Here is a 13,206-nt window from a genome sequence, read left to right as displayed (position 1 = left end):
CATATTGCGCAGCCGGCATCAGGTTGTGACGCGCTTGAATCTCAAGTCTCGCGGGGGATCCAGAGGATCTGGGGGCCACTCGAGGGGCGAGGCGGGGGCCCGGTCAGGCCCCGTGGCAGAGGTCAGTCGGAGAGATAGTATTCCACCGTGGAGACCACCCGCACCTTCTTGATATAGGGGGTGCTGGAGTCGCGATTCTCCACCGTGAACTGGCCCTGGTTCGCGGTGCGGATCTTGCCGAGCCGACTGGCGGAATCCTTGGCAAACTTGTCGGCCACCTCCCGCGCCGAGCGGGTCGCCTCCTCCACCATCAGCGGCTTGAGCTCGTTGAGTTTGGTGAAGATGAACTCGGTCTGCTGATAATCCTGACCGGCGAAGGCGATCCCCTGCTGGCCCAGCTCGGCGATGCCATTCATCAGCTGGCGCACCCTGTCCACCTGGCCGGAGCGCACCGTGATGGTCTGGGCCGCCGTGTAGCGGAAGGTGCCCGTCTCGGCGCCGCCATAGGGCTGGGCCAGCTTGTCGGTGACGGCGGGCGGCGCTATCAGTATCTCCTCCTCCGCCACGCCGTTGAGCTTGAGATAGGCCAGAATGGCGGCCGCGCTCCTGCCCATCTCGCCATAGAGGCCGGGCAGCTCGTTGCTGGCGCCGGAAAAACGGATGGGCCAGACCACGACATCGGCCTGCACCTCCTTTTCAGACAACCCCTTCACCGACACCCGCCGCTCATACTCCTTGGCCTTGAGCAGGCTGTTGCCGCCGATCCAGGCCATGCCCAGCAGCCCGACCAGCAGCAGGCTGCCGAGGGCGAGGGACGATTTCACGCTCTGTTCCATAACAAACTCCCCGTCAGTTGGTGTCTTGTGACCAGCCGTTTCTTGGTTGTACCAGAAGTTGTACCAGAACCCGGGCCCCCCGCCAGCACGGGAGCCCCCTCCTTTGGAGAAAGACAAGGAAAAGTGGCGCCATACGCGACATATTGCGGCGGCAGAAAGACGGGAGGGCTTGAAGGGAATCGGCCCAGCCCTGCTGGACCGGCGGCGGCTATTACGAGAGCACCTTTCTGGATCCCGAAGGCAACCGGCTGGAGCTGACCATCTAACTCCTGAATGATCCCCTCACCCTGCCCTCTCCCAAAGGGAGAGGGTTTATACATAATCAGGGATATTCTTGTTAGGTATGAGATGGTTAATTCAGGAACATCAAGTTATGCCTCGCTAATTGAACCTAAAGAGCAATCAGTGGCTACAGGTTGAGCAACTAGTGGTGAACTACTCATATATGGAACTTTTCCTGATGGAACAATACTCGACGCGGCCTCAAGATGGACATCTTGATCATCAAAGAAAATATGTGGCTTGAATGCTTTCAACACTTTCGCCTTTCCTACTCCGCCTAGGAAAAAAGCTTCATCAACATAAATCCCCCAGCTTCTCAAAGTCTTAATGACTCGCATTTCAGAGGGGCTATTACGGGCAGTAACGATAGCAACCCGTAGCGGAGAATATTCAATCTTCATCGGGAGGCGATTACGTAACACTGCGAGTTTTCTCAGTAAGTTAGCATAAGGCCCATCTGACATAGGGATATCTTGTAAAGCATCTTCTCTTGCATGAAAGGCGGCCATCCCTTCCGTTTTATATACCAATTCACTCTCGTCAGAAAATAATACAGCATCGCCATCAAATGCAATTCTTACTTGTCCATCAGGTATCTGTGCAGCTTCTTTCGGAGGCAACTTTACAACAGCCGCAGCACACTGCCGTGAATCAATAACTTGTTGAGCATCATTAATATTTGTTGTCAGAAATAAATCGACATCAAATGCATCTAAGTAGTCAACTACAGACTCTCCCGCAGTAAATGCTGAACGCGTTATATCCAACTTCATATGCCTGATCGTATTTAATACTCTGAGGCCAGTCTCAGGGCTATTCCTAGACATAACTACAACTTCAACTAAAGGAGACTTCTCCCCAGCTTCAAGGTGAGAGTTCAGAGCAAGTAATGCTTTAACTAGAGGAAGCCCTGTGCCCGGAGATAATGGCAGATCCTCATGTGCCAACATATAGTCACGGTAACGGTCAATCGCTACATCACGATCAGTATCAAACATATTTCTAAATATCTGGTCTGACTCACTCATATCAAATAATGCGGTAGCAGATATCCCAACCACCAGTGTTTTACTCAGATCTAATGCCATAACATGTCCCTGTTTCAGTCAGATAAAAATTACAGTTCATCATTCATTGCTGTTAGTTCCCCAACCTCTGCGCCAACCCCGAATACCGCTCGGTCTTTTTCCGCACGGCCTGTGCCAGCAGGGCGCGATCGCCGTAGAGATCGAGGCGCGCCTTGGCGCGGGTGATGCCGGTATAGACCAGCTCGCGGGTCAGCAGCGGGCTGGGGCTGTCCGGCAGCACCAGCACGGTATGGGCAAACTCCGAGCCCTGGGATTTGTGGATGGTCATGGCGTAGACCGTCTCATGGGGTGGCAATCGGCTTGGCAGCAGCGCCCGCAGACTGCCGTCCGGCTGCTCGAACCAGACCTTGAGGCGGCCGCTTTCATCGGGCAGGCAGAGCCCCATATCGCCGTTGTAGAGGCCAACCCCGTGGTCGTTGCGCACCACCATCACCGGGCGACCCCCATACCAGTCGCCGTCACGCTGGATCAGCCCCGCCTTGGCGAGGGCCAGTTCGAGCCGCTCGTTGAGCCCCTCGACCCCAAAGGGGCCGCCGCGCAGGGCGCAGAGGATCTGAAAGCCGTTGAACGCCTTGAACACGGCGGCGGGATCTTCCCCCGCGCGGGCCGCCTTCAGATAGCTGCCGTAACCGGCCACCCCCTGGGCGATCAGCTCGTCGTAGGCCTCTCCCGCCCAGGGATGCAGGCTGATGTCGGCAAATCCCACACTCCAAACAGCTTCCACCGCGGCGGCATCGCCGCCGTTGCAGGCCCGCGCCAGCTGACCTATGCCGGAATGCTGATCGAAGCGCCAGCTCTTGGAGAGCAGACAGAGGCTGTCGCGCACGCTGGCCCCCGCAACAGTGCCCTGCAGGCGGTAGCCGGTCTGGCGGGAGAGCCAGTCCGCCTGCGCCGGGCTGATCCCCTGCGAGGTAAAGCTGCAGATATCCCCGAGCACGGCCCCCGCCTCCACCGAGGCGAGCTGATCCTTGTCGCCGAGCAGGATCAGGCGGGCGTGGGCGGGCAGGGCATCCAGCAGGCGCGCCATCATGGGCAGGTCGACCATGGAGGCCTCGTCCACCACCAGCAAGTCGAGGTGCAGCGGGTTGCCCGCGTGGTGGCGGAACTGGCTGCGCCCCGGGATCACCCCGAGCAGCCGGTGCAGGGTGCCCGCCTCTGTGGGGATGGCCTGGGCCCACTCCGGGGGCAAATCCAGCGCCTGCAAAGCAGAGCCAATGCTCTCGGTGAGGCGCGCCGCCGCCTTGCCGGTGGGGGCCACCAGCCGGATCGCCGGGGCCTTGCCTGCTTGCAGGCCTGTCTCCACCAGAATGGCCAGGAGCTTGGCCACAGTGGTGGTCTTGCCGGTGCCGGGGCCGCCGGAGATGACCGCGAAGGGGCGCGCCGCCGCCGTGGCCGCCGCCAGCTTCTGGCCGTTGCAGCAGAGCGCCTCGGGCACCAGGGTATCGAGCTTGCCAAGATCGCTCGCCGCCTGGGCGCTGGCCAGCAGCGCCTCTATGGCGGGCCAGTCCACGTCGTGCGGGAACACCAGGTCCAGATACTTCTCGACGAAGTGGCGGGCGGAGAAATCCGGTGCGAGGCGGGCTTTGAGCAGGGCCGCGAACACCAGGCCGTAGTCGCGGGCAAAGAGGCGCGACAGGGCCGGGGCGATCTCCGGCCATTCGGCTCGCTCACTTAACGCACGCAGGTGGCGGGCCACCCCCAGCTCGAAGTCGTGGTAGCGGGTGAGGTAGAGGCGATCGCGCCACAGCCGCAGCGGCCAGCGGGGGGCGAGCCCGTCATCCTGCTCGGTGCCCACCAGGGGGCTCTCCGCAAAGAGGGCGGGCCAGCTCGCCGGATCCGCCAGATCGGCCAGCAGATCCCGGCTCTGATCCGGATCCAGCCCGAAGGGGCGCAGGGATCCCTTGTCGTTACCGCCATGGGCGAGCATCGCCAGCGGCAGGCAGACATGACCACGTCCCAGCTCGAAGCAGGCGAGCGCGGCCCCCAGCACCAGCTCGGGGCCGCCGCCCAAATCCGCCACCAGCCTGGCAAATTGCAGATCCAGCTGGCGGATGCGGCCAGCCAGGGCCAGGGCTTTCAGCCGTTCGATCATCATTGCGCTCTTCATGCTTCTACCCCGTTATCCGAAACCTCTGCGGTGGCGCTCGCCCCCTCGCTAAACAGCCGATCCAGCCCCAGCACCAGCTCGCGGCTCGGCCGGGTATGAAACACCCCACCCTGGGGCATGCCACGCAGGAAGAGATAAAACACGCCGCCAAAGTGCTGCTCGAAGTCATACACCGGCAGGCGCAGGCTGAGCAGCCGGTGCAGCGCCAGGGAATAGAGCTGGTATTGCAGATCGTATCTGTGCTCCGCCATGGCCCGCTCCAGCGCCGGACGGCTGTAATCGGCGGGGCTCATGCCGAGGTGGTTGGATTTGTAGTCGAGCAGATACCAGCGCCCCTGCCACTCGAACACCAGATCGATAAAGCCCTTGAGCATCCCCTGCACGGTGGCAAAACCCAGGGGCTTGTTGCTCCGCGACAGGGGGTCGTGCCGCTGGCAGAGGGCGGTCAGCGCCGGTGCCGTCACCCGCCCCATGGGCAGGAAGAACTCCAGCTCTACCTGTTTGCGATCCGCGCTCAAGTCCCGCAGCCGCACCGGATCACCAAAGTCTGTATCCAGCGGGGTATCCAGCACAGCTTCGACCTGCTGTTGCAACACAGGGGCCCAGCTCTCGTCGAAGCCATCCTGGGCCAGCAGGGCGGCGATATGCTGCGCCAGCGGCTCGCCCGCGGCGCTCTGAAAATCGATGGTCTCGAACAGGCTGTGGAGCAGGGTGCCGGGGCGGGCCCCTTTCGGGAAGGTGAAGATGGAGGGGGCTGGCGCCTCCTCCACCTCGACACTGGCGGATTCGGTCACCACTTCGTCATCGAAGCCGGGGTTCGCCAAGACTCCCTTGCCGTGGCCGTTCCCCTGGGCCGCCAGCCCGGAGTAGGAGCTGATCCACCAGTCCCGCTCCAGCCGACCGGTAAAGTGGCGCACCTGCGGCTCCCCCAGCTGCTCCTCCTCTGTCGGCAGCGGGGCCGGACGGGTGAGCGAGGGCTCACCGACCACTACCCCGGGCAGCGCCTGGGCAAGCTCGGTCAGGGCGGTCGCAAGGGTAGTGGCATCCCCCTCTTCCCCCTTTTGCAGCAGGTAGCCGATGGCGGTGTGGTGCAGGTCTGTCTTCTCCGACTTGCCATTGCCCGAGCGCACCGGCGCCAACCCCAGCCAGGTGGCGTAGACGCCCCGGGTCAACGCCACGTAGAGCAGTCGCAAGTCTTCGGCCAGGCGCTCCTTGTCAGCTTCCGCCAGGGAATCCTCGGCACCGGTGAGATCGAGAATGGTGCGATTGCCCGCCTCGCCCGCCTCGTGATAGAGCGGAGTCTCGGCGGTTCTGTGGCTGCAGATAAAGGGCAGGAACACCAATGGGTACTCCAGCCCCTTGGACTTGTGGATGGTGACTATCTGCACCAATTTGCGCTCGGATTCGAGCCGCAGTACCTGCTCGGCATCCTGGCCGCCCGGGCGACTCACCGCCTCCCCCAGCCAGCGCAGCAGGGCATATTCCCCGTCCAGCTCGCCGCTCGCCTGTTGCAGCAGCTCGCCGAGATGAAGGAAGTTGGTCAGCCGCCGCTCGCCGTAGGGGCTCGCCAGCAGGGAGGAGGCGAGATTGCGCCTGTGCAGCAGGGCCCGCAGCATGGCCAGCACGCCGCGGCGATGCCAGATCTGGCGGTACTCCATAAACTCCTGCACCGCGCTCTCCCAGGCCCGCTCGTCCGAGGCCAGCGCGTCGAGCGCTTTGGCATCCAGATCGAACAGGCCGGTCGCCAGCGCCGCCCGCAGGCTTCGCTCCTCACTCGGGTTCTGGCAGGCGTGCAAAATCAGCAGTATCTCCCGCGCCTCCACCTGCTCCAGCACGCTCTCGCGGTTCGACAGATAAACGGAGGCGATGGCGAGGCGCGCCAGCTCCTGCTGCACCAGCTTGCCCTCGGCGCCGGTGCGCACCAGCACGGCGATATCCCCGGCCTTGACCGGCTCGCTGCCGATCTGCGCCTTGCCCTCCCGGGCCAGGGTCAGCAGGCGGTGGATCTCGGCGGCGGTGGCGCGGGCCATCTTGCTCTGGTAATCCCCCCGATTGAAGGTGGGCTGGCCGCTCAGCTGCCAGCAGTGCAGCACGGGGGCGGTGGTGCCCTCCAGCAGCAGCGCCTTGCTCTTGCCCTGCGCCTCCACCGGCAGAAAGGGGATGTCAGATTCGTAGATAAAGGGATCTTTCGCCCGCTCGAACAGGCCGTTGACCGCTCCCACCAGGGCACTGCTGGAGCGCCAGTTGCGCCCCAGGGTGTAGTGGGCGCTCACATTTCGCCGCGCCTGAATGTAGGTAAAGATGTCGGCGCCGCGAAAGCCGTAGATGGCCTGCTTGGGGTCACCGATCATCAAGAGCGCCGTGTCTGTGTGGCCGCCACTCTCTTGTGAACCATAGAGGCGATGGAAGATGCGGTACTGCTGGGGGTCGGTATCCTGGAATTCATCGATCATCGCGACTCTATAGGTGGCGCGAATGCGCTCGCACAGCCGCTCCCCCAGGCTTGAGCCAAGCGCCCCGTCGAGATCCTTGAGCAGGTCATCGAAGGAGAGCTGATGGGCCTGGCGCTTGCTCGCCTGCATCCGGCTGCGCACCACCTTGGCCGCCCGTTGCAAGATGAGATCCCGAATACCGGGACGACTTTCCAGCAGCTGGTCTATCTGGCCAAACAGCGGCAGGGTGGGCACCGCCTTGCCCTTGCTCAGCTTGGCCTCCAGCATTGTCTGGCCGAAACGTTCGAGATCCTTGGGCAGGGTATAACCGCTGGTCGGATCCTGTGCCCAGCCGCCTATCTTGGCGAGCCAGCCTTCATAATTTTTACCGGTATAGAGCTTGATTTGCCCCTCTGTCTGGCGGCGGATCTCGTCCATCTGCGCCAGCCAGGCATCTTTCACCGCCCCGATGCGGGCCATGGCCGCCTGATGGCGGGCGGCGAGGGTCTCATCCCCCAGGGCGGGGTGGATCTCCAGCTCGCTATTGTCGAGCCAGCCGTTCATCTCCCGCAGCAGGGCGGCGGGGCTGGGCCAGAGCGCGCGCACGGCGCTGGCCAGGGGCTTGTCCACCGGATAGAACTCGGCGCGCCAGTAGTCGCTCACCGCCTGCAACCTGAGCTGGCTGTCGTCGGTGAGAAATTCGGTTTCAAACAGGGCACCCGACTCGAAGGCGTTTTGCTTGAGCATCCGCTGGCAGAAGCCGTGGATGGTGAAGACCGCCGCCTCGTCCATCTGCCGCTCGGCGGCCAGCAGGCGGCGGGCCGCCAGTTCGTGATCCTCCACCTCAATCAGCAACTGGGCCAGCAAGTCATCCTTGCTTTCACCGCGCATAAAGGCGAGGCGCGCCTCGTGGATGCGGGCGCGGATCCTTCCGCGCAGCTCGGCGGTGGCCGCCTCGGTAAAGGTCACCACCAGGATCTCGGTCACCGACAGCGGCCGCTCGTGGGCGCTCGGCTGACCGGCATCGGCCCCCTCCTCAATGAGCGGGCCGTGACCCAGCAGCAGGCGCAGGTAGAGACCGGCGATGGTGTAGGTCTTGCCGGTACCGGCGGAGGCTTCGATCAGTCGCTCGCCATGGAGGGGAAAACGCAGGGTATTGAGCGGGTTGGCCATTATTTCAGCTCCTCCAGGGTGTTGAATAGCGGCGTCAGGTGTTCACGGGCCAGGGCCTGCAACTGGCCCAGCACGGCGTCATCCAGTTCGGGGAAGCAGCGGGCAACATAAGGGTCTTGCCCCTCCCCCGTCACCATGTAGCCGCCGTTGAAGCGGGTGAGGGCCGCCTTGTCGGCCGCCTCCGGCTTGTCGGGATCCTTCTCCATCGCCTTGAGCCAATCCCAGGCGGTGCTCGGGAAAAACGGCAACGGCCGCTTCATCCCCTGGGCCCAGAGCGCCACCAGGGCCGCCAGCCTGGGGCGCGCCTCGTCGGCAGGCAGCTTGGCTAACCGCAGACTCTGCTTGGCATCGAACAGCAGGGTGTCGCCGGGGGCGCTGCTCAGACTGAGGCAGAGGTGCTGAACCCAACCCAGCAGCAGATCCTTGCCGTTGAAGCTGCCGGGTTTGACCACCAGCAAGCGCCCCTTCTGGGTGTCTATCCACCCTTGCAGCTGGCCCTGAGTGAGGGAGATATCGATCTCCACCGCCTGCCTTTCACTGACCCAGGGTCTCAGTCGCTCCGCCAGCTTGCCCATCTCGGCGTCGAGATCCTCCAGCAGCAGGCTGCCGAACCACCCTTGCGGCAGCAGGCCGCTGAGCTGCAACCGCTCGCGCCGTATTTCACTGTCCCCCTCGGCCAGATGGGCGTCCAGCAGCAGGGCCTTGAGCTGGTAGTGCTGCAAGCCATCCAGCTCGAACGGCTCGCTGTCCTCGATGTTGGCTTCGCTGCGCTCGAACCACACCTTGAGACGGCGGTTGAGGAAATACTTGGCGGGCTGGCGATAGAAACGCAGCAGCTCCGCCAGCTCCAGCCCCTGCTCTCTCCCCCATTCGGGCGGCAACGGCAGCTCGCCACTCTGGAAGTTCGCGGCACCACGCACCGGATGGAGGGCGGGCAGCCAGTCGGCGCCATAGGTAAAGAGGCGGGACTCTGCTTCCGGGTAGAAGTAGTGGCGGCTGTAGGGGGTGAGCGGGTGCTCGACCACCAGGTGCTGAAGCAGCCGCTTGCCGGAAGTTTCGTCATCGATCGCCTCATCCCCCGCCAGCACGAAGCCCTGGCGCACATAGTCGATGAGCTCCGCCAGCAGCACCGAGGGCACCTTGTCGCTGTTGTCCTGGGCGCTGAAGCCCTGATAGCTGATGTAGAGCCCCTGCTGGGCACTGAGCAGCGCCTCGAGGAAGAGGTAGCGGTCATCATCGCGCCGGGATCTGTCCCCGCGCCGAGACGCCACCGCCATCAGATCGAAGCCCATGGGGGCGAGCGTGCGCGGGTAGACGCCGTCGTTCATGCCGAGCAGGCAGACCTGCCTGAAGGGGATGGAGCGCATCGGCATCAGGGTGCAGAAGTTGACCTGACCGGCGAGGAAACGCTGGCTGGAGCGAGATTCCCCCAGCACGCTGCCGAGGTAATCCTGCAACAAATCGGCGGTGATGGGCTGATCGAAGCGGGCTTCGCCGAGCTGGGTTTGCCAGTCGGTGAGCTGGCTGCGAATAAGCTGCAGCTGACGCTCTTCCTCCTCGTCTCCCAGATAGAAACGCTCCAGCAGTTCATTGAGGCAGGCGTGCCACTCGGGCAGCGGCTGCGCCTGTTGCAAGCGGGGCAGAAATTCGGCGAGCGAATCGATAAACCAGGCGAGCTTGCCAAGCGCCAGCCCCTGCTGACCCTCGATCTCTGGGTAGGGCAAGATGCTGGCCAAGGATCCCTGCTGCCCCCCCATGCTATCTGGGTAGGGCAAGATGCTGGCCAAGGATCCCTGCTGCCCCCCCATGCTATCTGGGTAGGGCAAGAGGCTGGCCAAGGGTCCCTGCTGCCCCTCGATCTCGGCATAGGGCAATATGCTGGCCACAGCGCCCTGCTGCCCTGCACCAGGATCGGCGCAGAACGACATGCCCGCCACCGGCTCCCCATCCCCCATGGCAAAGCCCAGCAGCATGCGGCGCAGGCCGAACAGCCAGCTGTTGCCGGACAGGGGCGGCAGATCGAAACGGACGGGGTAGCCGTCGTCCAGCCCCCAGCGGATGCCGGTCTCCTGCACCCAGACCCGCAGCTGGTTGAACTCGTCGTCATCCAGCTCGAAGCGGCGCAGCACGGCGGGCACCTCGAGGATGGCCAGCAGCTCGCCGGCCCCGAGGCGGGCATTGGGCAATTTCAGCAGGGCGAGGAAGCTTTGCAGCAGCGGGCTCTCCTGGCTCGCCGCCCGATCCGAGACCGCGAAGGGGATCTGGCCGCGGGCCCCACTCTTCTCTTTACCAAAGACCGCCTGAATGTAAGGGCCGTAGCTGTTCACATCCGGCATCATCACCACCACGTCTTTCGGGGTGAGGGAGGGATCCGCCTCGAACAGCGCCAGCAGGCGATCGTGCAGCACCTCTAGTTCCCGCATGGGGCTGTGGCAGGCGTGGATCTGCAGGGATCCATCCGCCGGGCTGATGGGGCTCTTGTGGTGGCTGGCATCGAGACTGAACTGACCGCCCCCCCGCTCTGCCAGCTCCAGCACATCCTTCTGGATGGCGCGCAGCAGGCTGACATTGCCCTGCTCATCGCGCTCGTCGATGTCGACGAAGGCCTCGATCTGCGGCACCTCCAGCTCCATCAGCTGATGCAGGTAGTCGCGCCCCAGCTTGCCCATGGAGGCGAGCAGCGGGTTGGCGGGCCCTTGCAGGGTCTCGATGTCGGTGCCGGGCTTGAGCTTGCTCTCCAGCCGGGCCAGGGTTTTGCGATCGAGCAGATCTCCCCAGTAGTAGCGGCAGGGGTTGGTGACAAACAGATGCACCTCCACCTCGGGTCGGCTGCCCAGCGCCAGCAGGGCCTCCACATAGCGCGGTGGCAGCGCCGAGATGCCGAACACGAAGACCCGCTGGGGCAGCTTGCCCGGCAATTCACGGGTGCGCGCCAGCTCGTGGATAAACTCCTCGTAGAGGTTGGCTCTGTGGTAGCCGCTGGGCGCGAGGGCCAGGGTGCGGGCCACCAGCTCGCGCCACAGCTCGGGCTGCCAATCCTGACCGCTCACCCCGGCCAGCTCCTGGCTGCCTGTGCCCACCAGCCCCTCCCCCTGTTCCCAGCGGGCTATCCAGTCCGGCCGGTAGACCAGATACTGGTCGAACAAGTCCGCCACCTTCTGGCAGAGCTGCCACAGCCTGACTTGCTCCGGATCCTGGGCTGGATCCTCTTCATCTCCCCCGCCCAGATAGGCGGCCAGCGGCGCGAAGGCGGGGCGCTCCAGCAGGGCGGGCAGAGTGGTCATCAGCTGCCAGCTCATGGCGCCCTTGTTGTAGGGGCTTATGCGTGGCACGTCCGCCAGCACCCGGGTGAACATCTCCCAGATGAAGCTGGCGGGCAGGGGAAAATCAATATTGGCGGCGATGCCGAAGGCCTTGGCCAGCTCCAGCTTGAGCCACTGGGCCATGCCGGGACTCTGCACCAGGATCTGCTCGTGCTCGAAGGGGTGAGAGAGGGGCGCCTGCCGGATGCGGCTCACCAGCAGCTCCTTGAGCAGATCCAGCTGATTGGAGTGGTAGAGGGTAAACATGGACGACTCCCGCCAATTTCATGAAGAGGGGTGCGCGCCGGAAAAGGCGAGCCATTTCCGTCACTTCACACGAAATGGGATTGTCGGGGATCGGGGGGGAAGATGCAAAAGGCGCTTGCCGCCGCCAGGGGGGTCTCGTCACAGTACCGGCATTGACCCCCTGGCGGGCACAAAAAAGCCGGTGCTGCTGCACCGGCCAAAGGCTTGGAAAACTTGAACTATCAGGGGATTACCAGCACTTGCCGAGGCGGGCATCCAGGCTGAAGGCACCAGGTCCGGCCGCCGCCAGGGCCAGGAAACCACCAGCCACCGAGAGGTTCTTCATGAACATCAGCATCTGCATCTGTTCGGCAGGCTGATAGTGGAACAGGAAGGCGGCCATCAGGGTGAAACCGGCCAGCAGCACCGAGAGGCTGCGGGTAAACAGGCCCAGCACGATGGCGAGACCGCCACCCAGCTCCAGCAGGATCACCAGGGGCAACAGGGCACCTGGCACGCCCATGGCTTCCATATAACCCTGGGTACCGGCGTAACCACCGATCTTGCCCCAGCCCGCCGCCACAAACATCAGCGCCAGCAGAATACGACCAACCAGCAGTGCCACATCTTTCATCTTGTCCATCTCAAGGTTCCTTTTAATACCCATATACGGAAGTTAACAGTGTACGACTAAATGACTAACTGTTTCATTTCAACAGAGATTTTAATTTCAGGGCAGATCGAACAGCAGGGCTTCGCTCGCCATGGCGGCACTCATTGTCCAGCTCTGTTCATCGCGACTAAGTACCCCGTCGCCGGGTCGGGCGGCCAGACCGTTGGCGGTCAGCTCCCCGGAAATCATGTGCAGGTAACCATGGCGCCCCTGCAATGCCCATTCGAGGCTTTCACCCGCGGCCAGTTGCAGTCGCCATACGCGAGCCTGCTGACGGATGCTGAAGGATCCCGCCTCCCCGGTGGGGGATGCAACCAGCGTCATGCCAGGCTGGTTCACTATCTGTTTTTGCTGATAACCGGGGGGCGTGCCGAACTCGTTCGGCTCGATCCAGATCTGCAACAGTCGCAGGGGCTCGTCCTGGGACGGGTTGTATTCGCTGTGGCGAATGCCGGACCCTGCGCTCATCAGCTGAAAATCCCCTGCCGGGATCTGCTCGGCATGGCCGAGGCTGTCCCTGTGCTCTATGGTGCCGTTCAGCACGCAGGTGAGGATCTCCATGTTGGCGTGAGGGTGGGTGGCAAATCCGCCACCCGGCGCCACCAGGTCGTCATTGATGACCCGCAGGGCCGAGTGCCCCATCCACTTCGGGTCGTAGTAGTGACCGAAGGAAAAACTGTGGTGGGTATCGAGCCAACCAAAGTTGGCATGACCTCGATCCGCGGCGGCTCTCAATTGCATCATGGTGTGCTCCTTACGCTACAACTTGCTCGACAAAATGAGGGGACTATTGGCGACCCGTACCCAAACCGAAGGGGATGCGGTACTCGCTGGATTCACTGCCCAGGCTGACGGTCAGCGTGCCCTGGGTCCGGCTTGGCAGTTGCACATGCTGGGTGCCCACCAGGTTGGCGTGGACGGAAGCCAGCAGATCGCCGAACTCATCGCGCACCTCCAGCATGGGGTTGGCCTTGCCATCGATGGCGGCGCTGGCCTGCCAGTTCACGAACAGCACACCTGGGGCGGCATTGAAGTCGGCGGGTACGGAAGCCTGGGCAACCCCGGCG

The 13,206-nt window shown here is 63.2% G+C and carries 8 protein-coding genes and 1 pseudogene; 1 reads left to right on the top strand and 8 read right to left on the bottom strand.

Translation table 11 applies throughout. The features are described 5' to 3' along the window. Window positions 1-122 precede the first annotated feature (122 nt). Window positions 123-836, bottom strand: a complete 714-nt coding sequence (locus ACLHZ1_RS13005; RefSeq protein ID WP_408793415.1) for an SIMPL domain-containing protein — start codon at window positions 834-836, stop codon at window positions 123-125. Between the two features lie 188 nt (window positions 837-1,024). Between ACLHZ1_RS13005 and ACLHZ1_RS13000 the strand changes: the two are divergent. Then, window positions 1,025-1,102 (top strand): annotated as a pseudogene (locus ACLHZ1_RS13000) (VOC family protein); the annotation flags it as partial. A 105-nt stretch (window positions 1,103-1,207) separates the two neighbouring features. Here ACLHZ1_RS13000 and ACLHZ1_RS12995 read toward each other — a convergent pair. From ACLHZ1_RS12995 to ACLHZ1_RS12965, 7 genes are all read right to left on the bottom strand, one after another. Then, on the bottom strand, window positions 1,208-2,206 hold the full coding sequence (locus tag ACLHZ1_RS12995; protein WP_427262426.1) for a 5'-nucleotidase: 999 nt from the start codon (window positions 2,204-2,206) through the stop codon (window positions 1,208-1,210). Between the two features lie 52 nt (window positions 2,207-2,258). Continuing rightward, window positions 2,259-4,313 carry an exodeoxyribonuclease V subunit alpha gene (recD, locus tag ACLHZ1_RS12990; RefSeq protein ID WP_427262425.1) on the bottom strand — a complete coding sequence of 685 codons (2,055 nt, stop codon included), beginning with the start codon at window positions 4,311-4,313 and terminating at the stop codon, window positions 2,259-2,261. Next, window positions 4,310-7,918: an exodeoxyribonuclease V subunit beta gene (recB, locus tag ACLHZ1_RS12985; RefSeq protein WP_427262424.1), complete on the bottom strand. Its 3,609-nt coding sequence runs from the start codon at window positions 7,916-7,918 to the stop codon at window positions 4,310-4,312. Before recB ends, recD begins: the two co-directional genes overlap by 4 nt. Further along, window positions 7,918-11,487 carry an exodeoxyribonuclease V subunit gamma gene (gene recC / locus ACLHZ1_RS12980; protein WP_427262423.1) on the bottom strand — a complete coding sequence of 1,190 codons (3,570 nt, stop codon included), beginning with the start codon at window positions 11,485-11,487 and terminating at the stop codon, window positions 7,918-7,920. Before recC ends, recB begins: the two co-directional genes overlap by 1 nt. Before the next feature lie 229 nt (window positions 11,488-11,716). Further along, window positions 11,717-12,133: a DoxX family protein gene (locus ACLHZ1_RS12975; protein ID WP_427262422.1), complete on the bottom strand. Its 417-nt coding sequence runs from the start codon at window positions 12,131-12,133 to the stop codon at window positions 11,717-11,719. A 63-nt stretch (window positions 12,134-12,196) separates the two neighbouring features. Further along, on the bottom strand, window positions 12,197-12,883 hold the full coding sequence (locus tag ACLHZ1_RS12970; RefSeq protein WP_427262421.1) for a pirin family protein: 687 nt from the start codon (window positions 12,881-12,883) through the stop codon (window positions 12,197-12,199). A 43-nt stretch (window positions 12,884-12,926) separates the two neighbouring features. Next, the coding region (locus tag ACLHZ1_RS12965; RefSeq protein ID WP_427262420.1) for a hypothetical protein at window positions 12,927-13,206 on the bottom strand (280 nt) is incomplete at its 5' end.

Origin of the sequence: Aeromonas sobria (assembly GCF_050266975.1) — a bacterium.
Lineage (GTDB): Bacteria > Pseudomonadota > Gammaproteobacteria > Enterobacterales > Aeromonadaceae > Aeromonas > Aeromonas sobria_B.
The sequence above is the reverse complement of the archived record's forward strand: the minus strand, read 5'-3'. Positions and strand labels throughout refer to the sequence as shown.

Coding starts and splice junctions, on each gene's coding strand:
- ACLHZ1_RS12995 (WP_427262426.1), bottom strand. CDS start 2,206: ATGGCATTAGATCTGAGTAAAACACTGGTGGTTGGGATATCTGCTACC.
- ACLHZ1_RS12975 (WP_427262422.1), bottom strand. CDS start 12,133: ATGGGTATTAAAAGGAACCTTGAGATGGACAAGATGAAAGATGTGGCA.
- ACLHZ1_RS13005 (WP_408793415.1), bottom strand. CDS start 836: ATGGAACAGAGCGTGAAATCGTCCCTCGCCCTCGGCAGCCTGCTGCTG.
- recC (WP_427262423.1), bottom strand. CDS start 11,487: ATGTTTACCCTCTACCACTCCAATCAGCTGGATCTGCTCAAGGAGCTG.
- recB (WP_427262424.1), bottom strand. CDS start 7,918: ATGGCCAACCCGCTCAATACCCTGCGTTTTCCCCTCCATGGCGAGCGA.
- recD (WP_427262425.1), bottom strand. CDS start 4,313: ATGAAGAGCGCAATGATGATCGAACGGCTGAAAGCCCTGGCCCTGGCT.
- ACLHZ1_RS12970 (WP_427262421.1), bottom strand. CDS start 12,883: ATGATGCAATTGAGAGCCGCCGCGGATCGAGGTCATGCCAACTTTGGT.